We start from the raw sequence: 25,134 nt of genomic DNA, 5'->3' as shown, positions 1-25,134 counted from the left end.
GCTGCGCGAGCGGCGTATATGGGGAAGGCAGGCGCGGTTTCAACCAGTCAGGCGGCTTCAGGCTCGCGATCAAACCCGCCGGCAAAGCGCATCGCGGCAACCGCTTCCTCCGGCGTCACCTGGGCCAGCGTGGGCGCGTGCATGAGGATGACGGGGCTCGGACCGCGCGGCGCGATCAGCGCCGGATCGCCCACATCGCCGTAGAGCGCCAGCGCCGGCGGGCCGGATGCCACAAGCAGATGCAGAAGTGGTGTGTCCTCGCTGAACACGAAGCGGGCATGACGGGCGAGACCGGCCAGCTGCGCCAGCTTGGCCTTGCCCGTCAGATCACGGGCGCCCGGCGCAACATGCGCCACATACCGGCCGACTTCGCGGGTGTCCGGACCGCCGATCAGAGCCGGAGTCACACCGGCTTGCAGCAATTCGTGCGAGAGTGCGGCCCAGCGTTCCTGCGGCCAGCGCAGGGCCGGCTTCACCGTATCGCCCGACGGCGCCAGCAGGGCGAAACGCCCGTTGAGGCCGAAATATTCCGGGTCGAGCATGCGGGACTGCTTGGCGAGATAGTCGACCCAGCTGGTATCCGGCGGCGGCGCGGCGCCGAGCGGGAAGTGTTCCGGTGTCAGACCCAGCGCCGCATTGAGACGGCCGGCGACAGCGTCCACCGGGTGCTCGCCCGTTCGCGGGTCCGCCGCGACCTCGGTCCAGCGGCATTTGGAAAAGCGAAACAGGCGCTTCAGCTTGCGGCTGTCGGCATCGCCCACAAGATCGTAGACGCGGACCGGCTTGTTCAGCTTGATCCGCTTGTCACGCAAGCCGGCCATCGGCCGTGCATCCGGCAGCGCGTCCGTCTCGATCAGGTTGAAATACGGGCAATGCTTGAGGAAGCTCTCGAAGTCCGGCTTGGTCAGCAGGATGATGCGGTCGCGCTTGTGCACGTCGCGCAACAGCCGGGCTGCCGCCAGCATCCGGACGGTCGAGGCCAAATCGCCCCAGTGCAGGATATAGGTGATGTCGCGCTGCGGTTCGCTCATGACGGTGAGTTTAGGACCTCGTGATAGACGCGCAAAGTCGAAGCTTGCAGGCTGGCGGTAGAAAATTCCGCAATGACATGCGCGCGGGCCCGTTGACCCACCGTTTCACGGTCTTCCGGTGCCAGCGCAAGCGCGCCGGCGACAGCTGCCGCGAGCGCCGCAGGATCGCCTGGCGACACGCGCCAGCCGGTTTCACCATGCAGAACCACTTCGCGGGCGCCGCCATGATCGGCTGCGATCACCGGCTTCAGCATCGCCCCGGCCTCGGCTGCTGTCCGGCCAAATGCTTCGGGTTCATTGGACGGGGTCAGCACCAGATCGCTGAGCGCCATCGCGGCCGGCATGTCGCTGCAATGCCCGACGATGGAAACCCGCTCGGCGACATGTTCCGACGCGGCCAGCGCCTGCAGCTCCTCGACATAGGTCTGGCGCCCCTGGGCGTCGCCGGCCAGCACCAGGCGCGGCGTTTCCACTTCCGGATCGTCGTGCAGGCGCCCCAGCGCCCGGATCGCTTCGCGCTGTCCCTTCCAGCCGGTCAGGCGGGCCGGCAGGAGCAGGAGCGGGCTTTGATCCTGCGGGTCCAGCGCCCAGGCCTGCCGCAGGGCAGCAACCCGGTCTTCCCCGACCGCTTCGGGATCGAAACGCACCAGGTCGACGCCGCGCGGGATGACGCGTATTCGCGACGTCGCGAAAGGGTGCTCGGTGGTAATGTGGTCGCGGATGAATTCCGAGTTCGCGATCACCCGCTCGCCCCGTGCCATGACGGAGTTGTACCGCCGCTTCAACGCTGAGCGCGCATTGTAGGTGCCGTGATAGGTGGTGATGAAATGAGCGTCTGTACGGTCGCAGGCCCATTTTGCGCTCCAGGCCGGTGCACGTGAGCGGGCGTGGACGATATCAACCGTCTCGCTGCGGATCGTCGCCACGAGTCTGTGCATGTTGCGCCAGAGGTCGAGCGGATTCTTGGAGGCCGCCGGCATGCGGATGAGTTCTCCGCCCACCGACGCCAGCTCATCCTCCAGCCGCCCGCCGGCCGATGCGACCAGCGCCCGCCCGCCCTCGGCAATCACGGCCTCGGCGATCTCGATCGTTGTCCGCTCGGCGCCGCCGGCATCGAGTTCGGGAATAACCTGGAGAACGATCATGGGAGCGGGAAACCGGGCCGGACCTGAATTCCCCCTCTTCTTTCACACCTTGGCACCGAAAACAAACGCCGGGGGGCTGGCCCGCAAAGATTGTGGCACCCCGGCAGCTGTTGCAGCTCTACCGGAAGTTTGTTAGGCCGGTTGAGCAAGGCAGGCTTCCGACGGCCAACGGCTGCGGTGTGGCTAGCCTGAGCGGTGGGTGCAGCGTGATCTTTCCGGTCCGGTCTGTGACCGGGAGCCACGCACACAAAAATGACAAACGCGCCTGCGGGTGCGGCCGGGGAGACCAGATCCCCCAGCCCCCGTAACCGCCGAAACCGATCAAGACGATAGTTCGCCCGCCGTGTATCTGCACGCGGCCGGTATGCGTGCGGGCGAAAACGCTCAAACAGGGACGCTGGGGAGCTGCGGGCGAGCTGTGCCTGCAGTCCGGCGCAGATGTGAATGACTGACGGCACGCTGGTTCAGGATTTCGGGACGGATCCCATCGCCACCCGCGAAACGGACCACTACCAAAAAGAGTATATCGAGGGCTTTGTCGACAAGTGGGACGAGTTGATCGACTGGGATGCCCGCGCGGATAGCGAGGGACGATTCTTCATCGACATCCTCAAAGCCCGCGACAAGAAGAAAGTCCTCGATGCCGCTGCGGGCACAGGCTTCCACTCGATCCAGCTGCTCAAGGCCGGCTTCGATGTCACGACCGTCGATGGCAGTGCGGAAATGCTGGGCAAGGCCTTTGAAAACGGCCGCCGGCGCAATCTCGTTCTCAACACAGTGCACGCCGACTGGCGCTGGCTGAACAAGGATGTTCACGGCAAGTTCGACGCCATCATCTGCCTGGGAAATTCCTTTACCCACCTGTTCGACGAACACGATCGCCGCCGCGCCCTCGCGGAATTCTATGCGGCCCTGAAATGGGACGGCATTCTGATCATCGATCAGCGCAATTACGACTCGATCCTCGACGGCGATTTCTCGACCAAGCACAAATATTATTACTGCGGCGACCAGGTCGTGGCCGAACCGGAACACGTCGATGACGGGCTGGCGCGCTTTCGCTACGCCTTTCCGGACGGGGCCGTCTATCACCTCAACATGTTCCCGCTGCGCAAGGCCTATACGCGCAAACTGCTGACCGATGTCGGGTTCAAGAAGGTGAAAACCTACGGCGATTTCCAGGAGACCTACCAGGAAAACGATCCGGACTTTTTCGTCCACGTTGCGGAGAAACTGGCAGATGAGCAGTAAGTCACAGGCCGTCCTCGAGGCGGAAACCTACTACGACAGTGCACCCGCCGATGCCTTCTACCGCGCTGTGTGGGGCGGCGAGGACATCCATGTCGGGATGTATGCGACACCGGACGAGGATATCGCCCGGGCCAGCCGCCGCACCGTAACCACGATGGCCGACCGCCTGAAAACGATCGGGCCGGACAGCAAGGTGATCGATCTGGGCGCCGGCTTCGGCGGTTCGGCGCGCTATCTCGCCGACCGTTTCGGCTGTCACGTCACCTGTCTGAACCTGTCGGAGACCCAGAACGCCTTCAACCGGGAGCTGACGGCCAAGGCCGGCATGAACGACAAGATCGATGTGGTCTACGGCTCCTTCGAAGCGCTCGACGATCCCGATGACAGCTATGACATCGTCTGGTCGCAGGATTCCTTTCTGCATTCGGGCGAGCGGCTGAAGGTGATGGACGAGATTGCCCGCATAACCCGCCCGGGCGGCGAGCTGATCTTCACTGACCCGATGCAGGCGGATGATTGTCCCGACGGTGTGCTGGACCACATCCTGCGCCGCATCCACCTGCAGACCTTCGGCTCGGTCGCCTTCTACCGGCACGCGCTGGAGAAGCGCGGTTTCGAAGCGCTCGATCTCGACGAGACGCCGATGAATTTGCGCACGCACTACAACCGGGTGCGCGAGGTTCTGCTGGATCGCCGCGAGGAGCTCACCCGGCTATCCGGCGCGGAGTATGTCGACGGCATGATCGACGGGCTGAAACACTGGGTCGACGGCGCCGACAAGGGCTATCTCAACTGGGGCGTCCTGCACTTCGCCAAGGCCTGACAGCCTTGTAACGCGCAAGCCGATGGACGCCGCCGCGCGCACGCCCTAGCGTGGCGGCGTCTGTCACCACAGGATTTGTGCATGTTCACGCGTCTTACAACGGGTCTTGTCCTGCTCGCCTTGTGTACCTCCGCATCGGCCGCACAGAGCGAGGCCCGCAACGCCGAACGCATGCGCTATCAAACCTGTATCGCGATGAGCGGCGACGATCCGGCCGAGGCGCTGGAAGAAGCCCAGATCTGGCGCATCGAGGGCGGCGGCTGGCCGGCCGAAGTGTGCGAGGCGCACGCCTATATCGCGCTCGGCGATTTCGACGTGGCAGCCGGGATCCTCGAGGAGCTGGCATCGGAAAGACGCGCCGGCATGGTCGATGCCGAACGGGTCGACTTCCTGACGCTCGCCGGCGAAACCCGCGCCCGCAATGGCAATACAGACGCCGCCCTAGACAATTATGCCGCCGCGCTCGAGCTGGCCCCCTATTCCATCCTCACCCTGTCCGGCCGGGGACGCCTGTATCTGGCCGAGGAAAACTGGGGCGGTCTCGCCCGGGACGCGCAGAGCTTGGTCGATCTGGTGCCGGAAAGCGCCGAAGGCTGGTATCTGCGCGCCGCCTTCCACCTGAACACCGGCGATCTGGATGACGCAGCCACCGACATCGAAGCGGCTCGGGAACGCGCGCCCGAACGTATCGAGGTTCTGGTGCTGCGCGGACAGATCAATGAGGCACGCCGGCTGGCTGCCAGCGGCGGCTGATTTCTAGCCGACCGCGCGCACCGGCGTTTCATTGCGGCGGCAAACAGCCCCGGCCACACGATTGCGGCCGCCTGCCTTGGCAGCATAGAGCGCCTCGTCGGCCGCATGCAGCAGGCCTTCGGCCGTCTCCATCATCTTGTCGCCTTCCAGCACCGCGACACCGAGACTGGCCGTGACCGGGATCCGGTCCCCATTGTCCACGCGAACATCCACCGCCGCGATGGCTTCGCGGATACGTTCCGCTGCGGCCACGCCAGACGCAGCCGTAGCGCCGGGCAGGACCACGGCGAACTCTTCTCCACCCAGCCGGCCCAGCATGTCGCAATCGCGCAGACAGGACTGCACCTGGCGCACCGTCTGGACCAGCACCTTGTCGCCGACGGCATGTCCATAAGTGTCGTTCGTGCGCTTGAAGTGATCGAGATCGACCATGATGGCGGCCAGCGGCGCATCCTGGCGCCGGGCGCGATCCACCAGCGTGTCCAGATACTGCATAAAGGCGCGGCGATTGGCGGCGCCGGTCAGCGCATCGGTCTCGGCCATATGGCGGAATTGTTTCTGCATCCGCACCAGGCGCGTCGCCGCCCGCAGGCGGGCCCGCAACTCGGTCATGTTGACGGGTTTGCGGATGAAATCATCCGCCCCGGCATCCAGCGATTCCTCAAGGCGTTTTTCCTGACCGGATGCCGTCACGACGATGGTGTAGACAGTCTCGGTTTCCGGATTGGACTTGAGCAGCCAGCAGGCTTCCAGCCCGCTGGTCGCGCCGACCTCGATCCCCGTCAGAAAGATATCGACCGGCATCAGATTAAGCAGCGTCAGCGCGTCATCGGCATTGCTTGCCGTGTGCACTTCATAGCCGGCATCGCGCACGGCTTCGCTCAGTATACGCAATTGCACCTGGCTGTTCTCGCACACCAGAACGGATGTCCGGTTCGAGAAAACCTGTCCTGCCAGATGCGAGTCCCCACTCGGCCTGTCGACCTGCATTGTGTCAGACGCTCCCCGTGCGTCAGCCCCTCCAAGGGGCGGAGCCTTAGACCCCAAAAACTAACAAGCTCTCAACCCGAGGTAAGTTTCTTATTCACGCGCGCCCATTCTTCACGGACATGCGGATCGGTCTCGCTTTCCGAGCGCTGGTCAGCCGCACTGAGAGCGAGTTCCGGATCCAGCCGACCAAGAGCCCAGACGGCCATGCCCCGCACCTCGGGTGCTGCATCCCCAAGGCGGTCCAGCACGACAGGAATGAGCGCCGCATCACCGGAATTGCCAATCGCTATAAGCACGTTACGCAAAAACCGGTTGCGTCCGATCCGTTTCACCGGCGAGGCGGTGAAGACCTGCCGGAATTCGGCATCATCCAGCGCTGCCAGCTCGGCCAGCAGGGGCCCTTTCAGCTCGGGCCGCGGATGGAAGGCGGTCTCCTCGGCGACGGCCGCGAACTTGTTCCACGGGCAGACCGCCAGACAGTCGTCGCAACCATAGATACGATTGCCCATCGGCTCCCGGAACTCCTCCGGAATCGGTCCTTTGTGCTCGATCGTGAGATAGGAAATGCAGCGCCGTGCATCGAGCCGGTAGGGGGCCGGAAAGGCGTTGGTCGGACAGATGTCGAGACACGCCCGGCACGAGCCGCAATGATCCGTCTCGGCGGCATCGGGCTGCAGATCGGCCGTGGTCAGCATGACGCCCAGAAACAGCCAGGAGCCGTGCTCGCGGCTGACCAGATTGGTATGCTTGCCCTGCCAGCCCATGCCCGCCTTGCCGGCCAGCGGCTTTTCCATCAGCGGGGCGGTATCGACGAAGACTTTCACATCCTCGCCGGTGTCCTGCGCAAAGGCCCGCGCCAGATGCTTCAGGCGCTTTTTCATCACATCGTGATAGTCGGCATTGCGGGCATAGACCGAGATCACGCCCTCCGACCGCCGCTCCAACAGCGGCAGGGGGTCAAAACCGGGGCCGTAATTCATCGCCACGACAACAGCCGATTTCGCCGCATTCCACATGGCGGTGGGGTGCTTGCGCCGCTCCAGCGTGTCTTCCATCCACGCCATCGAGCCGTGCAGCCCTTCGCCGACAAACTGCGCCAGCCGCTCCCCCGCCTCCCAGGCCTCATCGGCCCGGCAGATGCGGACGTCGGTGAAGCCGAGTGAGAGGGCTTCGGCTTTCAGGGCGGCGGTGTGCATGGGGGGATGTTAGCGGAGAGAGGGGTGCAGGGGATAGTTGGAGGGTCAGGGGCCGGATACCGGACAAACCGGGCGGCCACAACTACGGCCAGCCCCCATCTTCCCTATCCCCGCTTTCGCGCCGCAAGACCACTGTCAGCGGCAGCCCGCCATTGTCTCGATCAGTTGTTCTGACAGGGCGAACATCTCGCCCTGGCTTTCGTCGGCATTGCTCATTATGGCCACAGCGTAACCGGTCTGAGTGTCGAAGGCCGATGTTATCGTGGTGGCGCCATTGGATCCCGATTGTGTCGAGATGTAGTGGCTTTCGCCGCACACATCCCAATCGCTGTAGCGTCCGCCAAAGGCATAGGCGTTGCCGGGCGCCTGCAGCGTACGGAACAGGTCGAGGCTCGGTTCGCTTAGCACACGACCCTCGTCGAGAGCGCGCTCCAGTGCGATCATGTCCGCAGCAGTCGTATAACTGCCCTTGAAAAAGCGGGGCGACCAGTAGTCGCCGCGCCCCTCCGGATCGCGCGGATCGAACCCGATCGCAACGTTGTCGACCGGGGGATCGGTCTCGTACAGGTCGTGAATATAGCCGCCGCTGCCGATCATTCCCGCCGGTTCGAAAACATAGCGGGCCCGGACCTGCGGGTAGGATATGCCCGTCACGGTTTCCAGCAGGTGCTGGACAAGAAGCCAGTTCGACAGGACGTAGTCGAACTGGCTACCGGGTTCAAAACCCAGATCGCCGCTGGCAAAGAGCGAAACGGCTTCGGCAACTCCGATCGCGTCAACGGCCTCCCGCTCGCCATTCGCGGCGCGCCGGAAAGCCTGGAGAATATCGTTGGGAAGCCCGGACTGGTTGCTCAAAAGATGGCGCAAGGTCAGTCGATCCCCAATATCGCTCCGGTAGTGGGGAAGATACGCAGAAATCGGTGTGTCGAGCTCCAGCACACCCTCGTCGATCAGTGCGAAGACGGCGACCGCCGCGAAGTATTTTTCGACCGAACCCGTCTGGAATCGCGTGTCCGGTGCAAGAGTCCGTTCCGTTTCCGGCCCAGCTATTCCCCGTGTCAGTTCGTAGGGCTGACGGCCCGGAGCGCTGGCCATAATGACCCCGTTGAAATCGTGTTCCCGGGCCCATTCACGGGTCGTAGCACCGAGCACGTTAAGCTGGGCCATTGGCGGCAGTGGCGTTCCGGCTTGGGCAGAACACGTTCCGAGTGCCGCGAGGAGAGCGGGGATCACGATTCGATTCATCGATAGGTCTTTCCATGCTGTCGCGACGGGCTGCGCCGCAGTTGTAGCGCAGGCGTACCTGATCCGGAGAAGCCCATCACTACCGCTCGCCGGTCGGTCGCTACCGCCGGACGAAAACCCGGGACGAAAACCTTCCTTTTTAGAAATCCAGATCCGCGTAATGTGCCGAAGGCGGCGTGCCCGGCAGTTTGTCGGTCAGGAGGCCGCGGAAGGCCGGGCGGCATTTGACGCGCTGATACCAGTGTTTCACCGGCTCGAACGCGTCCCACGGTACATCGCCGAGATAGTCGGCACAGGACAGGTGGGCCGCAGCGGCGATATCGGCCAGCGTATAGCGCGGGCCGGCCAGACCGTCGCGGCTTTCCAGAAGCCAGGCCATATAGTCGAGATGCCAGCGCAGATGATCGCGGCCGGCCCGCAGTGCAGCCGGGTCCGGAGAACCCAGCCCCTGGGCCCGCTTCTCCAGCTTTTCGTGCAGGAGGTAGGCGTTGACCTCGCCATCATACTTGCGGTCGAACCAGTCGACGAGCCGCCGCGCCTCGGCGCGCTCGGCCGGACCACCAGGCAGGAGGCAAGGCGTCGGCGTCGTTTCTTCCAGGTATTCCAGGATGGCGCGGCTCTCCACGATCACCCGGCGCCCGCCGCCGGACTCGTCGATCAGTACCGGGGTCGTGCCCGCCGGATTGAGCGAGACGAGATCGTCCGGACGCTCCCAGGGGACCTCCAGCTGCAGGTCGTGCTGCAGGGATTTCTCCTCGAGCGCCAGCCGGACCTGGCGGGAAAACGGATCGAGTGGCCAGAAATGCAGAATGCGCATGATGCAAGGCTAGCCTGTTTCGGGGCGCGGTCTAAGGATCATATGCTTCGACCGGATCGTCGCCCTTGAAGAATTCAGCGCCATGCGGCTCGGCCGCCCCGTGGGGGTCGGCGTGAATGATGATATCAGCGGCCGGGTAGGCCTTCATGATGCGCCGTTCGCAATCCACCAGGATGTGGTGGGCGTCCCGCAGGCTCATGTCCGGCTTCAGCGCCATGTGAAACTGGATGTGCAGGAGCGGGCCGGCTGCGCGGGTGCGCAATTGATGGATATTGATGATGCGCGGATCTTCAGCCGCGATGTGCATGATGCGGTCGCGCTCTTCCTCGGGCAGCTCCCGGTCCATCAGCTGATTACCGGCCCCGCGGGCGACGCTCCAGGCCGTCCAGCCCAGCCAGGCTGCCACGCCGAGCGCTGCCACCGCATCGAGCCAGAGCCAGCCGAGCAGCGTGGCTCCCGCAATACCCGCGATCACGGCAATGTTCGAACCGAGGTCGGAGAAATAGTGCGCCCGGTCGCCTTCCACGGCGATCGAGCCGGTCTTTTCCAGGGCCCGGGTCTGGATGGCCAGCAGAACCAGGGTCAGCGCGATCGACAGCCCCATAACCCCCAGCGCCCAGCCGCTCGCCTCGATCGGCTGCGGGTTTAACAGGTGGGCGAGACCTTCGCGCACCAGGAGCGCGGCAGAAACCGCCACCAGGATCGCCTGCAGGATGCCGGCAAAGGCTTCCGCCTTGCCGTGCCCGAACCTGTGTTCCGCATCGGCGGGCTCTGCAGCATAGCGCACGGAGAAATACACGGTGAGGGAGGCGGTCAGGTCGAGCAAGCTGTCAGCGGCAGAGGCCAGCAGAGCGACCGAACCGGACAGGTACCAGACAATGCCCTTGGTGATCGTCAGGACCAGCGCCACGGCAACGGACGCGGCCGTCGCGCGGCCTGTATGGCTTAGCGCTTCCCGGGGCTCCAGGCGTCCGGGTCCACCCGGCGAACCGACATGATCATGGGGCATGCGCGCGATCCTTCCAGAACCGGTTTAGGGCGCCCGGTGCTGCACCGTCAATGACGGCCCGCCGCCCCGCAGCCGGGCTCTGGCCAACTGCCCTGAACTGGCGGAGTATGGCGCCGGTCCGCTTGGGGGAGACGGCATGCTGCTCATACATCTGATTGTTCTCGCACTCGTCCAGGGGCTGACCGAGTTCCTGCCGGTCTCTTCCTCGGCCCACCTCATCCTGGCACCCGGTGCGCTGGGTGTGGAGGACCAGGGCCCGTTGATCGATGTGATGGCGCATGCAGGTTCGCTGGTTGCGGTCCTGGTCTATTTCTGGCGCGACATATTCGAGGTGGCGCGCGGCAAGCTGGCGCTTTTGACCGGGCGGATCACACCGGGCGGGCGGGTCGCGCTGCTGGTGGCCGCCTCCATGCCGCCAGTCTTCATCTTTGCCGGCGCGCTCTATGCCTTCGACCTGGTCGACGCGCTGCGCTCGCCGGCCGTCATTGCCGGCGCCACGCTGGTCTTTGCCCTGCCACTCTGGCTCGCCGACCGCTATGGCAAGCAGACCGGCACGCTGGAAACGCTCGGCTTCAGGGATGCGGCCCTGATCGGCGTCGCCCAGCTTTTTGCCCTTATTCCCGGCGCGTCCCGCTCCGGCGTCACCATGACGGCAGGCCGGGCGCTTGGCCTGAAGCGCTCGGAAAGCGCGCGCTTCTCCATGCTGATGGCGATCCCCGTGATTGCCGCCTTCGCCCTGGTGTCCGTGATCGACCTCGCGGGCGCGGAGGATGCCGGCGCCTCTCTGGAAGCCGGCCTGATCGTGGCGGTGCTGTCCTTCTTTGCGGCCTGGGCCTCGATCGCCGTGATGATGAAACTGGTCGACCGGATCGGTTTCCTGCCCTTCGTCCTTTATCGGCTGGCCCTCGGCCTCGTTCTGATTGGCTTGATTAACCTCTAGCTTCGCGGGCACTGTGCCGCTGACACGCTCCGGAGGATGTCATGCGGGCAATCGGTGTTTTTCTGGCTGTAAGTTTCGGTGTCAGCTGGGCGATTGCGGCCTGGCTGTACAGTGAGGGCGGGCTTGCGGGCGCCGGCGCCTTCGCGACGCTCTACATGACGGGCTTCATGTTCGGTCCGGCCATCGGCGCGATCGTGGCCACCCTCCTGTTCGACCGCAGCCGCGCCCTGACCGCTCTGGGCTTCAAGCCCGGCCGCGCCGGCCCGGTGATCGTCTGGACGATCTGGGGCTGGCTCGTTCCTGTCGCGCTGGTAGCGCTCGCCTCGATCGTGACCCTGGTGCTGACCCGGTCCGAGCCGGCCGATGCCGCAGCGGCCCTGGCCGCAGTGGTCGAAGCCTCGGGCCAGGACGTTCCGATGTCGCCGGAAATGCTCCTTGTCCTGCAGCTGGCCATCGGCCTGCCGGTCGGCGTCCTGATCAATACTGTTCTGCTGACCATCAGCGAGGAGCTGGGCTGGCGCGGCTGGCTGCAACCGCGCCTGTCGGGTCTGGGCTTCTGGGTGCAGTCGCTGGTGATCGGCGTGATCTGGGGCGTCTGGCACGCGCCGCTCATACTGATGGGATACAATTATCCGGGACTGGGTTGGGGCGGCGTGGCCGCGATGACGCTCTTCACCGTCCTGCTGACGCCCTATCTCGCACTGGCGCGCGAGCGGGGCGGCGGTGTCTATGCCGCCGGCGCCTTTCACGGCTCCATCAATGCGGTCGCCGGCGTCGGGCTCATCTTCCTGCCGGAGCAGAACTGGCCCTGGAACGGACTTCTGGGCCTGGGCGGCTTTACGGTGCTCGCGGCCGGTCTTGTGCTGATCGCCCTCTACCGGCAGGCGCGCAAGGTCGCCTGACGGATCAGCTGGCCTGGCGCTCGTGGAACTGGCCGTAGCGACGGTAGCGCACCAGATAGGAGGGCACGATCGCGTCCACGGTTTCCGGCTCGATGCCCAGATCCGCCAGCGTTTTCGCACCGTCGGCGACGACATTGTCGCGCTTGAGCTGGGTGAGCTGGTCGCGGGTGATGACCGGCTGCACGAAGGGCAGGATCGCCGCCATCTCGGACAGCAAGGCGATTATCTGACCGGCTGCCCACGGCAGCGGCAGCAGCAGGCGCGGCCGGTCGATCTCGTCGAGGATGAAGCGCATCAGCTGTTCGAACGTGTAAACGCCCGGACCGCCAAGCTCGAAGGTTTCGCCACGAGCCGTGTCGCTCTGCAGCGACTTGACCACCGCGGCCGCGACATCGCCTGCGAAGACCGGCTGGAAACGGGTCTTGCCACCACCGAACAGCGGCAGGGCCGGTACAAAGCGCGCCATGGCGCCGAAACGGTTGAAGAAGCCGTCATCCGTTCCGAAGACGATGGAGGGCCGCAGCACCGTCGCGCCCGGCAGCGCCTTGCGCACGGCGGCTTCGCCTTCGGCCTTGGTGCGGGCATAGCGCGATGCACTTTCGGCATCCGCGCCGATGGCCGAAACATGCACCATCCGCTCGATGCCCGCAGCCGCAGCAGCTTCGGCCACCGTTTTGGCGCCCTGGGCATGAAGACGGGTGAAGGTCTGACGGCCATTCTCGTTGAGCACGCCCACGAGGTTCACCACACCGCTGGCCCCTTCCAGCGCACGCTCGACCGAGGCGGGAACGCGCAGATTGGCCTGGACCAGCTGCACCTGTCCCACAACACCCATCACACGCAGGTCCTGGGCGATATGCGGCCGCCGCGATGCGACGCGGACCCGATAGCCTTCACGGGCCAGAGCCCGGACCACATGGCGTCCGACAAAGCCGGATCCGCCGAACACGGTGATGATTTCGTCTCGCAGCATGGCTGTCCCCCGCAAAAATGGGCTTGGTGCGGATAGACCAAAAAACCGCCCGCCTGTCCATGCGGCATTGCGCCTGAACGGCACCCGGCCCTCACCCCGACCATCGCCTCTTGCGGAATTTCTGACCCGTTTCCGGAACGCTCGGCGGTCCTGACCAGCATTTTCTGGCGCGGACGCAGGCAGCGTTCAAGACACGATCCTGCGAGCCTCGGCGCAGGCTGCAAAAAGCGCCGTCAAATTGCGCATGCCCCGTTGACTTGGCTGCATGGCGGCTTTAGGAACCGCGCCTCGACACCTGCCCAGGTGGCGGAATTGGTAGACGCGCTGGCTTCAGGTGCCAGTTCCCGTTAGGGAGTGGAAGTTCGAGTCTTCTCCTGGGCACCATCTTCTCCGGAACAACGCGAAACAGTGCCCTTTGGCCTGGCCAGTGGTCGGGTTTGAGCGTGCGCGCGCTGTCATTCCCCAGGTTGCGCGAGTAAGAATGATTTGCAAAAGCACTGGAAGCGGCTAGGAAGCAGTTGTTTAGCTTCTTTCTCGTACGCGCCCAGCCATGCCGCCCAAGCCCCGTAAATCCAAAGCGCAATTCTGGAAACGTCAGGCGCGGATCTGGCACTGGATATCCGGTGCGATCTGCCTGACCGGCATGCTGCTGTTTGCGGCAACCGGCATAACCCTCAATCACGCCGGCCAGATCGAGGCCGACCCGCAGACACGCAGCCTGACTTTCGAACTGCCCGAGACAGCGAGAAGCGGACTGGCGAGCCTGGCCGAAGACGGCACGGCCGAACGCCTGCCGCGGGACCTGGCTGTCCTGATCCGCCGGGAGCTTGGCGTGTGGCCGAACCGGGGAATGCTGGAATGGTCGCCTGTCGACGTCTATGTCAGCCTGCCCCGGCCTGGCGGCGATGCCTGGATAAGTATCGATTTCGACAGCGGCGAGGTTCTCTACGAGGAGACCTCACGCGGCGCGATCGCCCTGCTGAACGATCTGCACAAGGGCCGCCACACCGGGACGGTCTGGGCCTGGTTTCTCGACATCTTTTCCGTTGCGACCATCCTGTTCTGCCTGACCGGGCTCTGGCTGCTGCAGATCCATGCCGGCAAGCGCGCCATCACCTGGCCGCTTGTCGCCGGCGGCACGGCCCTTCCGGTCCTGCTCGTCATTCTTTTCGTACACTTGTGAGGTCGATATGCGCGCCCTTCTCAGCCTGGCCGGAACGGCCCTGTTCGCCACCCCCGCGTCCGCTTCGGACATGGAGATCGAGCTGGAGATTCCCCGTCTGCGTGTCGCGGAATATCACCGTCCCTATGTTGCCATCTGGATTGCGCGCGAAGACCAGAGCGTCGCGGCGAACCTGGCTGTCTGGTACCAGCTGACCACCGGCCCCGAGGGTGACGGCAAGACCTGGCTGAAAGATATCCGCATGTGGTGGCGCCGCATCGGGCGCACACTCGACATGCCCGTCGACGGCGTGTCCGGGCCGACCCGTCCGCCGGCCACCCACACGCTCGAGATCCCGCAGGACGACCCGCGCCTCGTCGATCTAGAACCGGGACGGTATTCCCTTTTCGTCGAGGCCAGCCGAGAGGTCGGCGGCCGCGAACTGCTGGAAGTCCCTTTCGAATGGGCGCCGGATGCGTCCTCGGAGGCCATGATCGAGGGCGAGACCGAGCTCGGCCGTGTCACCCTGCGATTGACCGCGAACTGACAAGGAGACAGAGGAATGAAAAAGCTCATCACCGGCATGCTCTGCGCCACGGCAATGGCGGCGGCAGCGACGAGCGCAGCCAACGCTCACCGAATGTGGCTGCTGCCTTCGACCTTCACCCTGTCCGGCGACACGCAATGGATCACGGTAGACGGCGCCATTTCCAACGACCTGTTCTTCCCCAATCATGTCGCCCTGCCACTGGAGGACATCCGTGTCACGGCACCGGACGGAGAGGCCGTGCCGCTGCACAATGGCGCGACGGGGCGTTTCCGCTCGACCTTTGACGTCGAGCTGACGCAGCAAGGCACGTACCGAATCTCCGAGACCGGCGGTCTCTATTTCGCATCCTGGACCGACGCCGGGGGCGAAACCCAGCGCCGCCGCGGAACGCTGGAGAGCTTCGAAACCGAGGGTATCACCGCGATCGACGGGGTCAGCCTGATGCACGCCACCCGGCGGGTCGAGACATTCGTCACGCTGGGCGCGCCGACGACCGGGGCCTTCGAACTCGACGGCAATGGCTATGAGCTGCAACCGGTGACCCACCCCAATGACGTCTATGCCGGGGAAGCCGCGGAATTTCGCATTTTCCTGAACGGCAGCCCTGCCGAGGGTGCCGTAGTGGAAATCGTGCGCGGCAACGACCGCTATCGGGATGACGCCGGTGCTGTTCACGCTGTCACGGATGCAGACGGCCGTTTCTCCTTCACGCCAGACGAGGCCGGCCGCTACTGGATCTCGGCCGGCCGCGGCGATGGGACGCGTCCCGGGCCGGGCGCCGATGGCATCGTGCAGGTTTCCTCATACACCGCGACGGTCGAGGCGCTGCCGTTTTGACGGCCGGCGGCGGGGAGCTGCTTGTTCTGGTCCCGGACCTGGACGGGCGCGCCCTGCCTGCCGCTCCGCCCCCCGGCGAGCGCCCGTTTGCCCTGCGGGGCGAAACAATGGGCACGGTCTGGCGCCTGACAGGCTACCGGCCGGCCGGATTGGACGAGACCCGTTTGCAAGACGGTCTGCTTGCGGTCTTTGCGCAGACCGTCGCGACGTTCAGCCAGTGGGATGCCGCGTCCGAACTGTCACACTTCAACGCGCTGGCGCCTGACAGCTGGGCCGGCGTTTCTGCGGACTTCCTGACAGTGCTGCAGGCTGCGCGAACACTTGCCATCGACAGCGGCGGCGCCTTCAATCCGCTTCTCGGCGCAGAGACGGCGGCCTTCGCCTTCGATCCGCTGCCCGGCGCTGGTCTGACCGACGGGCCACGGGGGGACGGCCGGAAACTCCAGATCGACACGGCCTCCGTGCGCGCCCGAAGGCCTGATCAAGGCCTGCTGGACCTGTCCGCAATCGCCAAGGGCTATGCCCTGGACAGGGCTGCCGGCGTGCTGGGCGCGCTCGGCCTGTCATCCTTCCTGCTGGAGATCGGCGGCGAGTTCATTGCCCGCGGCATACGTCACGATCTGACACCCTGGTGGGTCGACCTAGCCCCTGAGGGCGACGGGGTTGTGGCCCGGCTGGCGCTGGTCGACCAGGCCCTTGCCGGATCGGCGCGGGCACGCGCTGGATGTCCCGGCGGTGTTCACATACTGGACAGCGACGGCGGGACAGGGACTGCAACCGCCTGGCCGGCATGTTGGGTTGTTGCCGACACCTGCATGATGGCTGACGGCTGGGCGACGGCTCTTTGTGCGGCCGGCGCAGCAAAGGCGGGCCATCTGACCGAGACCTTCGGGATCTGCGCGCTCGCACTCGGTCACGATGGCACCGTTCTGCCGAGCCGGCCGCTACAGGCACGCTTCCCGAACATCTGAGACACACTGTCACATTTTCTGCAAACGCTTCGCAAAAGCATTGACTGTCCGGCCGCGCCTTCGTAATCGCAGCCGCAACGCATTTGCAAGAAGGACAGGACAAACCCCATGAAGGCTTATCAGACACGCATCCTCGCGCGGCTTACCACCGGAGTCTCGGCCATCGCACTCCTGACAGGCGCCGCGCTGGCCCAGGACGATATTGCCGACGAGATCACGGTGTGGGGGACAGCGGTGCAGTCAAGCTCGCTCTATCTGGGTGAACAGGATCTGCAGCTTAAGCAGGCCGACCACCTGTCCGACCTGCTGCGCGCGCTGCCCGGCGTCGAGATTGGCGGCACGCACTCGGTGAACACGCGGATCAGCTTCCGTGGCATTTCCGATCGTGACCTCGACGTCTATGTCGATGGCGCCCTGCAGACCAACTATCTCTACCACCACATGGGCAATCTGCTGATCAATCCGGATATCCTGCGCTCGGCGGACATCCAGCTCGGCAACAACTCTGTCATCGCCGGCGGACGCGGCGGCGTCGCACGCTTCGAGACCCGCGACGCAGCCGATCTTCTCGATGCGACCGGCAATGATTTCGGCGGCCGCCTCATGGCCTCACATCACAGCAATGCGCAGACGAGCTATTCGCTCACCGGCTATGGCCAGTTGGGTGACCGTTTCGATGTCCTGGCCTATTATCACAATGTCGACCGCGGCAATTTCGACGACGGCGAGGGCATCGGCACGATCGGCTCCGACGGCACCACTGAAAATGTGCTGTTCAAGCTCGGCCTCGACATGACCGCCAACCAGCGCGTCGAACTGAGCTATGATCTGCTGGAAGACGCCGGTGACTACATCCAGCGGCCCGATATGGGCGTGCGCACCAATGAAGCGATCACTGCCGACATCCTGCTGCCCACAGAATACAGCCGCGAGTCGATCAATCTGTCCTACCAGCTCGATCTGGGTGACGCGATGACGCTGGAAGCCACCTATTTTACCAATGACATGCGTCTGTGGCGCGACGAGCGGGCGCCGATCCGCGGCGGTGGTTTCGTGAAGGAAGCCACCTCGGACAATCAGGGCGTGAACGTGCTTGCCGTTTCGCGCCTTGAAACAGCGCCACTCTCGCACACGCTTCGATATGGCGTGCAGTATTTCGACCAAAACCTGTCTTTCGACGGCGACCTGATCGGCGGATCGGCAGGCATCGTCGAGCAAGCGGCAGAGTCGACCGCATACTTCATTGAAGACGAGATCGATTTCGGCCCCGTCCGCATCCGCCCGGGTGTGCGCTACAACACCTACGACATCAGCTATCACTCGCTGTCCGAGAGAGACTCATTCGACGAGTTCACCTACGCACTCGCGGGTGAATGGGATGTGACGGAAGACCTGGTCCTGCTGGCCAGCTATTCCACGCTGTTCCGGGGCCCCGAACCGGCCGAGCCCTTCACGGGTGGCGGGGCGACGAAAGTCATCAATCCCGATCTCGATGCGGAGACCGGGCAGCACCTGGAAGCAGGACTGCGCTGGACGACACGCATCGGGGACGCCCATCTTCACATCGGCGCGAACGTGTTCGAAACGACGCTTGACGACTACATGCTGGAAGTTGCCGTGCCCGGCACCACGACCGGCGAGCGCTGGGACGATAATTTCGGCGAGGCCGTGATCGACGGGTTCGAGCTCAGCGCCAACCTCGTGCACGGCAACTGGGACCTGTTGGCAACCTATTCCGGCTGGGACATGGACGCCTCCGCCCTGTCCGCCGGGCTGACGCCGGATGATGCGGACTTCCGCGAAGCCGGCGACACCGCGACCTTCGATGTCACCTATCAGTTCGAACAGGTTGACCTTCTGGTGAACTGGGCGGTGCAGAATGTTCAGGAGCTGACGACCCAGACCGGTCAGGTGAAGCCGGGCTATACGATCCACAATGTGTCGGCTCAGTGGAACCAGCCGTTCGACGTCGCAGGCCTGTCGCTCAATCTGGGTGTCGATAACCTGTTCGACGAGTTCTACACCTCGCACGCCTCGCGCAGCGGCGACACGTTCCACCCGGTGTTCGGCAATCTGCACCTGGACGATTACGAACCGGGCCGGAACATCAAGGTGACGATCGCCCAGACCTTCTAGCCATCCCGGCAGCACCCGGTCAGACGCAAAACGCCCGGCAGGTGAACCTGCCGGGCGTTTCACTGACCTGTAAGTGCTTCGTACAGGTTGGGGGACTGTGTTGCCGGTGCTTACGAACCGGTCGTCGCCATCTGGCTGCGGGTGATCTGGAAGCTGCCATGGTCGCCCGGCTGAAGGTAAGCGCGGCAGAAGCCGGCCTCGGTCACCGTGAACGGGCAGTTGAAACCTGTGTGCTCGACATTCATCGTCAGGCGCAACTCGCCGCGCTCAGGCACGGAATAGGAGCACAGACCACCGGTCACATCGCCGATGGCGAAGCGGCCATTATCGTGCAGGCCCCGGCCACGATCACGGGCCTCGATGGCATCGCCATCACCCTGGGTCAGGCGGCAGGATACTTCCCAACTGCGCTGACCGAGCATTTCGAGAACAAAGGCTTCACCCTGGACCGGGGCGCGTTGAGCCGTGACCTGTCCGGCCAGGGCGAGCGCGCCAGCGAGGGAAGCAGCGATCATCATGCTTGTCTTTTTCATGACTTCTCCTCCTGTGAGAATCTGAAACTGCGTTTTCATGACGCTTATGTTACAGAACTCACAGCCCCTGTAAAGTCCGTATACGGATCATACGAACTTTCACGCAAACCCCTGCATGCGCTTAATTTTAACGATTATAAGACAATCATTTCGTGAATTTACGGTGCATTAACTCTGTGATTTTTGCAAGTTCGACACGTAAACGTCACAAAATTGAGACTGGTGGACACCTCCCCCGCATCCCCTGCTACCGTGCAGGCCTGTCTTGCCGCACGGGGCCCGGGCCGTTAGCGTCCCCGGACCTCGGGGGCCGGGCCGCGACATGCTCTTCAATTCGTTCGAATTCCTGTTTCTTTTCCTGCCCGGCGTGCTGGCGGCCTACTATCTGGCGCGGCGCTATCTGAGCCATCTGGCCGCGCTGTTCATCCTGAACCTCGCCTCGCTGGTCTTCTATGCCTGGTGGGATGTTCGGAACCTGCCGCTGCTGTTGTTCTCGGTGGCGATGAACCACATCGTCGCGCGCGCCATGGCCCGATGGGGCAACCAGCCCTTCCTCGCGATCGGCATCATCTTCAACCTGGCCCTGCTGGGTTTCTTCAAATACGCCGACTTCCTGATCGGCAATGTCAACGCGCTAACCCCGCTGGAACTGCCCCTGCTCAATGTCGGCCTGCCGCTGGCGATCTCCTTCTTCTCCTTCCAGCAGATCTCCTTCCTGGTCGATATCGCCCGCAAGAAGACGGCGCCCGGCCACATCTTCTCGCACACACTCTTCGTCAGCTTCTTCCCGCACATCGTCGCCGGCCCGCTGGTGCAACACCACCAGATCGCGGCGCAGTTTGCCGACGACACGCGCAAGGACGACCTGTCTGCCAATCTGGGCATCGGCCTGACCATCTTCTCGATCGGTCTGGCGAAGAAAGTGCTGATCGCGGAGAATATAGAGCCCTTCGCGTCCTCGCTGTTCGCAATGGCCGAGCGCGGCGGGGAACCGGGCCTGATCGCCGCCTGGATCGGCGCGGTGGCCTATGCGCTGCAGATCTTCTTCGACTTCTCGGGCTATTCCGACATGGCGCTGGGCCTCGCCCGCTGCCTCGGTTACCGCCTGCCGGTGAATTTCAACGGGCCTTACAAGTCGGCCTCGGTGGTGGAGTTCTGGCGGCGCTGGCACATCACGCTCAGCCATTTCCTGCGCGACCATCTCTACATCCCGCTCGGCGGTAACCGGAAGGGCGAGGTGCGCCGCTATGTGAATCTGTTTGCCACCATGCTTCTGGGCGGGCTCTGGCACGGCGCTGCCTGGACATTTGTCATATGGGGCGGACTGCACGGGCTGGGTCTGACAGTGAACCACTTCTGGGCGAAATGGGGCCCGAAGAACTGGTTTGCCGGCCGGCGCAAGGTGATGGCGATCGGTCTGACCTTTGCGTTTACAACGATTGCCTGGGTCTTCTTCCGGGCCGAAAGCTGGTCCGGCGCGGGCCGAATCCTGGCCGGAATGTTCGGCTTTTCCGGTCTGGGGCTGGAGGGCGTCACCGTCGAGGCGATTGCCTGGATCGTGCTGGGCCTTGGCATTGTCTGGTCACTGCCGGATACGCCGGAAGTCTTCACCGACGTGATCGATGAGCAGACGATGAAGGATGCGGAGATCCGGCCCAAGCCCGGTCCGCGCTGGAAATTCTCGCGCGGCACGGCAATCGCTGCAGCAGCGCTGCTCTTCCTGTCCGTGCTGAACGCCTGGAAGACGTCCGAATTCATCTATTACACATTCTGAGGGGACAGGGATGACGCGCTACGCCTCGACATTGCTGATCGCCCTTTTCGCCGGCCTGGCCCTGTTCGGCGGGTTCAATGCGCTTGTTGATCCATTCGGCATCACCGGCGCACCGGACATTCCCGGCCTGACGGCGCGAGACACGCGCCTGCTGGAAGATGGCGGACGGGTGCATGTTGCCGACCGGCTGGCGCGCGGTGGTGACCGGGCCATCCTGCTGGGCTCTTCGCGCACGGTGGACGGTTTCCCGCACGAGCCGGAGCACTGGCCCGGCGGAATCTATAATGCCGGCATGCGCGGCACGAATATCTTCGAACTGTCCCAGGCAGCCGCCCTGGCCGCGCGGAATGAAGAACTGCGCTGCGTGGTGATCGGGCTCGATCTCGACGAGTTCGGCGTTCACTCCAAGGCCAAGGCGACCTACTGGCTGTCGGCTCTGACCGACGGTCGTCGCTGGCTGTCGCTTGCCCGCGTCTCGCTGTCGCCCAACACATTCGGCGCTTCCCTGCAGCTGATCGCCGACAATCTGACCGGCGGCGAACCGCGCGTGCCCTGGGCCGATACCTACCCGGCCGGCGCCCAGCGCGAACGCTATGAAAGCGGCGCGCGCGGCATCTATTCCTGGTACCAGGGCTACACCTTCGACCCGGAACGCCTGACGATGTTCCAGGACGTGCTCGATGCATTGACCGCCTCGGGTGTCCAGGTGACGGGCTTCATCCATCCGCTGCACGCCTGGCGCGAGGAAGCACTGGTCCGCTCCGGCGAGCTGGACGAGTATCTGGCCTTCCGGCAATTGCTGGCGGAAACCTTCGAGGCCTATGCCGACCGCGAACCCGTCGAGGCCTGTGTTCCGGGCGGCGGCGCCGTATTGTGGGACTTTTCCGGCTTCCAGCCATTTGCCCGCCAACCGGCGCCGGGACCGCAACAGACCGGCGCGCACCCGGCCTTCTACGAGCCCTCGCACTATCTGCCGCATGTCGGCCAGGCGATGCTGGAACGCATGCGCCTGGAACGGATGGAAGCCCCGTCGGGCACACTACCGTTCGGCGTGCGACTGACACCCCACGCCGCCGCCTCAACAGCCGATGCCTTGCGCGAGCGGCGACAGGCCTGGCTGGAACGGCCGGACGGGCAAGCGGCAACCGCTCTGTTCGACGATCTGGAGCTGACCCGGCCGGAGCCCGAGGTGTCGCCCCCGCAATTCCTGAACCGCGACGACCGGCGCAGCCTGGACGACAAGCTCGAGCGCATTGCGCCGGCGGCGTCGCGGCGCTAGGACCGGTCTTCACGAGCAAGGAAATCCGATCATGACCGTGCACTACCACAAGGGCGACCTGCCCGCCGGCCTCGACCTCGGCCCGGCCGTTGCCGTCGACACCGAGACGATGGGTCTGTCGCTGACTCGGGACATGCTGTGCGTGGTGCAATTGTCGGCCGGCGATGGCGACGCGCATGTCGTGCAGATGGACCGCAAGACCTATGATTGCCCGAACCTGAAGGCGCTGCTGTCAGACCCGGGCACCGAGAAGATCCTGCACTTCGCCCGCTTTGATGTGGCGATGGTCGAGCGCTACCTTGGTGTGACATTGGCACCCGTTTTCTGCACCAAAATTGCCTCAAAACTGTGCCGTACATATACCGACCGTCACGGTTTGAAGGACGTGACGCGCGAACTTGTCGGCGTCGACATGAACAAGCAGCAGCAGAGCTCGGACTGGGGCGCGGACGAGCTGAGCCCGGCGCAGCTGGAATATGCCGCCTCCGACGTGCTGCACCTGCACGCCCTGCGCGACCGGCTGACCCTGATGCTGGAACGCGAGGATCGCATGGCGCTCGCCAAAGCGTGTTTCGACTTCCTGCCGACGCGCGCAAGGCTCGATCTGGCCGGCTGGCCGGAAACCGACATTTTCGCGCACACCTGAACCGGATTGCCTTGAAAAGGCCTGCAAAGACTGGTCTTTCTACTGCCGCGCCCGGCACTGCGCCGGACGCCGCCAACCATTGACGGCTCATGAGCGTGACTGCCAACCCCGGCCTCGAGGCCTTTCAGCCCCCCCATCACGGTAGCTGGGAACCGCGCCGCGCGCTGGCGCTCGGCGTTGCCCGGCGGCGCACGGCGTTCGTGCGGCGGCTGCGCCTGGGCTTCATGATCGCCGCAGCGGCGATTGCCGTCCTGCTGGTCGTGCAACTGGTCATGGGCAGCCAGGGCAGCGTCGCCGGCGAGACCGAAATGGTCAGCGCGGACAGCCGCATGGTCAATCCGCGCTTTGTGGGCCGTGACGACGCGCTGATCCCCTATGTGCTGACGGCCGACGCTGCGATCCGCCAGCGGGGCGGGGCACCGGACATCACCGATCTGGAACGCCCGCGCCTGGACTATGACTTCCTGGAGACAGACGCCTCCAGCGTGCTGGCACAGACCGGCCGGTACGACGCCAATAACCGCGTGCTGGACCTCTATTCCGACGTCAATCTGGACACCGATGACGGCTACAGCTTTGCCTCCGAGCATGCGCGGATTTTCCTGCGCGAGGCGCGGGTGGTTGGCGAGCTTCCCGTCGAGGGCTCCGGACCGATGGGCACGATCCGCGCCGACAGCTATGAAATCCGCGAAGGCGGTGATCTTTTGATTTTTGACGGAAATGTCCGCATGACTCTCGTTCAGGAGCGCACCGACCTGTCGCGCGCCGCGCAAGAAGAAGGAAGCGAATGATGCGACTGACAGCACTCCGGGCCTGCGCCGCCGTACTGGTCGCTCTCGTCCTGGCCCCGACAGCCCTGACATCGGCCAGCCTGGCACAGATCGGCGATTCCCGCCTGCCATTGGACATCGAGGCCGACCATTCCGAGCTCTTGAACCCGGAGAACCGGGCCATTTGGACGGGCAATGTCAACGCCGTGCAGGGGACCAGCAGCCTGCGTGCCGACCGGATCGAGGTGTTTTTCGACGGTCAGAGCACCGGCTCGGGCCCGACCGGAAATCTGGGCAATATCGAGCGCATCGTGGCGACCGGGAATGTCTTTTACACTACGCCGGAACAGCGGGCGCGCGGCGATCGCGGCGTCTATCTTCTGGCCGAGGAAACCATCACCCTGACCGGCGATGTCGTCATCACCCAGGGCGAGGACGTGTTCACCGCGACGCGGTTCGTGACCGATCTGGTGACCGGAAACTCCTCCTTCGGCGAAGCCGGCGACGGCGCGCGCGTGCGCATGGTCATCCATCCGCGCGGCAATGAAGAGACCGCCGCCACGGACGAGGGTGAAGACAATGCCGGCGGCGGCACCGAAGAGACGGATGGATAGAACCGGCATGGCCTTCAGCGAATTCCATCCGGCCCCCGCGCCCGAAACCGCGACCGGTAACGGCCTCGTTGTCGAGAAGATCGGCAAGGCCTATGGCAAGCGCCCGGTCGTGAAAGGCGTGTCGGTTTCGCTTGAGCGCGGCGAGGTCGCCGGACTGCTCGGGCCGAACGGCGCCGGCAAGACCACGTGCTTTTATATGATTACCGGGCTGGTGGAGGCGGATTACGGCCGCATCCTCCTGGACGGTGAGGATATCACCCGCCTGCCGATGTATCAGCGGGCCCGTCTGGGCATCGGATACCTGCCCCAGGAAAAGTCGATCTTTCACGGCATGACAGTCGAGCAGAATGTGCTGGCCGTCGCGGAAGTCGTTGAAAAGGATCGGGATGCACGCCACGAACTGGTGAACCAGCTGCTGGAGGAGCTGCGCATCGCCCACCTGCGCGACGCCCCGGCGCCCTCGCTGTCGGGCGGTGAAAGACGGCGGGTGGAAATCGCCCGCGCCCTGGCGACTCGCCCCTCCTTCATGCTGCTCGACGAGCCCTTTGCAGGTATCGACCCGCTTGCAATCACCGATATCCGCGACCTGATCCGCTTTTTGCGCGAGCGCGGAATCGGCATTCTGATTACCGACCACAACGTCCGCGAAACCCTTGAAATCACTGACAGGGCGACGATCATCCACGAGGGTGAAGTGCTGTTCGAGGGCTCGCCGGCGGAGATCCGGGCCGACCCGGACGTGCGCCGCGTTTATCTCGGAGAAAGTTTTGCCTGATTAACCTCTGCA

General features: G+C 64.4%; 25 protein-coding genes and 1 tRNA gene. 17 read left to right on the top strand and 9 right to left on the bottom strand.

Annotated elements, in window-relative coordinates; genetic code table 11:
- Positions 1-47 precede the first annotated feature (47 nt).
- The gene (locus ACXAJV_RS02050) at positions 48-1,031 is read right to left on the bottom strand and encodes a glycosyltransferase family 9 protein (RefSeq protein ID WP_475081368.1); all 984 of its coding nucleotides are present in this window, start codon (positions 1,029-1,031) and stop codon (positions 48-50) included.
- Entirely contained in the window at positions 1,028-2,176 is a 1,149-nt protein-coding gene (locus ACXAJV_RS02045) for a glycosyltransferase family 4 protein (RefSeq protein ID WP_475081365.1), read from the bottom strand. Before ACXAJV_RS02045 ends, ACXAJV_RS02050 begins: the two co-directional genes overlap by 4 nt.
- 444 nt (positions 2,177-2,620) lie before the next feature.
- Between ACXAJV_RS02045 and ACXAJV_RS02040 the strand changes: the two genes are divergently transcribed.
- The 3 genes from ACXAJV_RS02040 (at position 2,621) to ACXAJV_RS02030 (ending at position 5,003) form a co-directional block, all read left to right on the top strand.
- Complete coding sequence (locus tag ACXAJV_RS02040; protein WP_475081362.1) at positions 2,621-3,427, top strand: glycine/sarcosine N-methyltransferase; 807 nt, start codon at positions 2,621-2,623, stop codon at positions 3,425-3,427.
- Positions 3,417-4,250 carry an SAM-dependent methyltransferase gene (locus ACXAJV_RS02035; protein ID WP_475081360.1) on the top strand — a complete coding sequence of 278 codons (834 nt, stop codon included), beginning with the start codon at positions 3,417-3,419 and terminating at the stop codon, positions 4,248-4,250. The genes ACXAJV_RS02040 and ACXAJV_RS02035 overlap by 11 nt, the downstream gene beginning before the upstream one ends.
- 81 nt (positions 4,251-4,331) lie before the next feature.
- Positions 4,332-5,003, top strand: a complete 672-nt coding sequence (locus tag ACXAJV_RS02030; RefSeq protein WP_475081358.1) for a tetratricopeptide repeat protein — start codon at positions 4,332-4,334, stop codon at positions 5,001-5,003.
- Between the two features lie 3 nt (positions 5,004-5,006).
- Here the strand turns inward: ACXAJV_RS02030 and ACXAJV_RS02025 are convergent, their stop codons facing one another.
- The 5 genes from ACXAJV_RS02025 to ACXAJV_RS02005 form a co-directional block, all read right to left on the bottom strand.
- A complete protein-coding gene (locus ACXAJV_RS02025) occupies positions 5,007-5,993 on the bottom strand; it encodes a GGDEF domain-containing protein (RefSeq protein WP_475081355.1) in 987 nt (328 codons plus the stop codon).
- 71 nt (positions 5,994-6,064) lie between these two features.
- Positions 6,065-7,189 (bottom strand): tRNA epoxyqueuosine(34) reductase QueG, encoded by a 1,125-nt coding sequence (queG, locus tag ACXAJV_RS02020; RefSeq protein ID WP_475081353.1) that lies wholly within the window; start codon positions 7,187-7,189, stop codon positions 6,065-6,067.
- A 135-nt stretch (positions 7,190-7,324) separates the two neighbouring features.
- A complete protein-coding gene (locus ACXAJV_RS02015; protein WP_475081350.1) occupies positions 7,325-8,356 on the bottom strand; it encodes a serine hydrolase domain-containing protein in 1,032 nt (343 codons plus the stop codon).
- Between the two features lie 217 nt (positions 8,357-8,573).
- On the bottom strand, positions 8,574-9,251 hold the full coding sequence (fzlA, locus tag ACXAJV_RS02010) for an FtsZ-binding protein FzlA (RefSeq protein WP_475081348.1): 678 nt from the start codon (positions 9,249-9,251) through the stop codon (positions 8,574-8,576).
- A 31-nt stretch (positions 9,252-9,282) separates the two neighbouring features.
- Complete coding sequence (locus tag ACXAJV_RS02005) at positions 9,283-10,260, bottom strand: cation diffusion facilitator family transporter (protein ID WP_475081347.1); 978 nt, start codon at positions 10,258-10,260, stop codon at positions 9,283-9,285.
- A gap of 136 nt (positions 10,261-10,396) precedes the next feature.
- On the opposite strand from ACXAJV_RS02005, the gene ACXAJV_RS02000 reads away from it, so the two are divergent.
- The gene (locus tag ACXAJV_RS02000; RefSeq protein WP_475081345.1) at positions 10,397-11,200 is read left to right on the top strand and encodes an undecaprenyl-diphosphate phosphatase; all 804 of its coding nucleotides are present in this window, start codon (positions 10,397-10,399) and stop codon (positions 11,198-11,200) included.
- A gap of 41 nt (positions 11,201-11,241) precedes the next feature.
- Positions 11,242-12,102 carry a CPBP family intramembrane glutamic endopeptidase gene (locus ACXAJV_RS01995; RefSeq protein WP_475081343.1) on the top strand — a complete coding sequence of 287 codons (861 nt, stop codon included), beginning with the start codon at positions 11,242-11,244 and terminating at the stop codon, positions 12,100-12,102.
- 4 nt (positions 12,103-12,106) lie between these two features.
- Here the strand turns inward: ACXAJV_RS01995 and ACXAJV_RS01990 are convergent, their stop codons facing one another.
- Entirely contained in the window at positions 12,107-13,075 is a 969-nt protein-coding gene (locus tag ACXAJV_RS01990) for a complex I NDUFA9 subunit family protein (protein ID WP_475081340.1), read from the bottom strand.
- Between the two features lie 297 nt (positions 13,076-13,372).
- Here ACXAJV_RS01990 and ACXAJV_RS01985 point away from each other — a divergent pair.
- The 6 genes from ACXAJV_RS01985 to ACXAJV_RS01960 all read left to right on the top strand — a co-directional run bounded on the left by ACXAJV_RS01985 (position 13,373) and on the right by ACXAJV_RS01960 (position 18,731).
- Positions 13,373-13,459: transfer RNA gene (locus ACXAJV_RS01985), tRNA-Leu, on the top strand.
- A 166-nt stretch (positions 13,460-13,625) separates the two neighbouring features.
- Positions 13,626-14,258: a PepSY-associated TM helix domain-containing protein gene (locus ACXAJV_RS01980; protein ID WP_475081339.1), complete on the top strand. Its 633-nt coding sequence runs from the start codon at positions 13,626-13,628 to the stop codon at positions 14,256-14,258.
- Between the two features lie 7 nt (positions 14,259-14,265).
- Positions 14,266-14,784 carry a DUF2271 domain-containing protein gene (locus ACXAJV_RS01975; RefSeq protein ID WP_475081337.1) on the top strand — a complete coding sequence of 173 codons (519 nt, stop codon included), beginning with the start codon at positions 14,266-14,268 and terminating at the stop codon, positions 14,782-14,784.
- A gap of 15 nt (positions 14,785-14,799) precedes the next feature.
- A complete protein-coding gene (locus ACXAJV_RS01970) occupies positions 14,800-15,624 on the top strand; it encodes a DUF4198 domain-containing protein (RefSeq protein ID WP_475081334.1) in 825 nt (274 codons plus the stop codon).
- A 107-nt stretch (positions 15,625-15,731) separates the two neighbouring features.
- Positions 15,732-16,595 carry an FAD:protein FMN transferase gene (locus ACXAJV_RS01965; protein ID WP_475081331.1) on the top strand — a complete coding sequence of 288 codons (864 nt, stop codon included), beginning with the start codon at positions 15,732-15,734 and terminating at the stop codon, positions 16,593-16,595.
- Positions 16,596-16,703: 108 nt separating this feature from the next.
- Positions 16,704-18,731 (top strand): TonB-dependent receptor domain-containing protein, encoded by a 2,028-nt coding sequence (locus ACXAJV_RS01960; RefSeq protein WP_475081329.1) that lies wholly within the window; start codon positions 16,704-16,706, stop codon positions 18,729-18,731.
- A gap of 110 nt (positions 18,732-18,841) precedes the next feature.
- Here ACXAJV_RS01960 and ACXAJV_RS01955 read toward each other — a convergent pair whose 3' ends face one another.
- Positions 18,842-19,264: a hypothetical protein gene (locus tag ACXAJV_RS01955; RefSeq protein WP_475081327.1), complete on the bottom strand. Its 423-nt coding sequence runs from the start codon at positions 19,262-19,264 to the stop codon at positions 18,842-18,844.
- Between the two features lie 322 nt (positions 19,265-19,586).
- Between ACXAJV_RS01955 and ACXAJV_RS01950 the strand changes: the two genes are divergently transcribed.
- From ACXAJV_RS01950 to lptB, 6 genes are all read left to right on the top strand, one after another.
- A complete protein-coding gene (locus tag ACXAJV_RS01950) occupies positions 19,587-21,038 on the top strand; it encodes an MBOAT family O-acyltransferase (RefSeq protein WP_475081325.1) in 1,452 nt (483 codons plus the stop codon).
- A gap of 10 nt (positions 21,039-21,048) precedes the next feature.
- Positions 21,049-22,317: a hypothetical protein gene (locus ACXAJV_RS01945; protein ID WP_475081323.1), complete on the top strand. Its 1,269-nt coding sequence runs from the start codon at positions 21,049-21,051 to the stop codon at positions 22,315-22,317.
- Positions 22,318-22,348: 31 nt separating this feature from the next.
- Entirely contained in the window at positions 22,349-22,963 is a 615-nt protein-coding gene (locus ACXAJV_RS01940) for a ribonuclease D (RefSeq protein WP_475081321.1), read from the top strand.
- Positions 22,964-23,052: 89 nt separating this feature from the next.
- Positions 23,053-23,754: an LPS export ABC transporter periplasmic protein LptC gene (lptC, locus tag ACXAJV_RS01935; protein WP_475081319.1), complete on the top strand. Its 702-nt coding sequence runs from the start codon at positions 23,053-23,055 to the stop codon at positions 23,752-23,754.
- Complete coding sequence (locus ACXAJV_RS01930) at positions 23,751-24,347, top strand: LptA/OstA family protein (RefSeq protein ID WP_475081317.1); 597 nt, start codon at positions 23,751-23,753, stop codon at positions 24,345-24,347. The genes lptC and ACXAJV_RS01930 overlap by 4 nt, the downstream gene beginning before the upstream one ends.
- A 7-nt stretch (positions 24,348-24,354) precedes the next feature.
- Complete coding sequence (lptB, locus tag ACXAJV_RS01925) at positions 24,355-25,122, top strand: LPS export ABC transporter ATP-binding protein (RefSeq protein WP_475081314.1); 768 nt, start codon at positions 24,355-24,357, stop codon at positions 25,120-25,122.
- Positions 25,123-25,134: the final 12 nt, after the last annotated feature.

This window comes from Maricaulis sp. ABE4_448, from assembly GCF_056160825.1.
The sequence above is the reverse complement of the archived record's forward strand: the minus strand, read 5'-3'. Positions and strand labels throughout refer to the sequence as shown.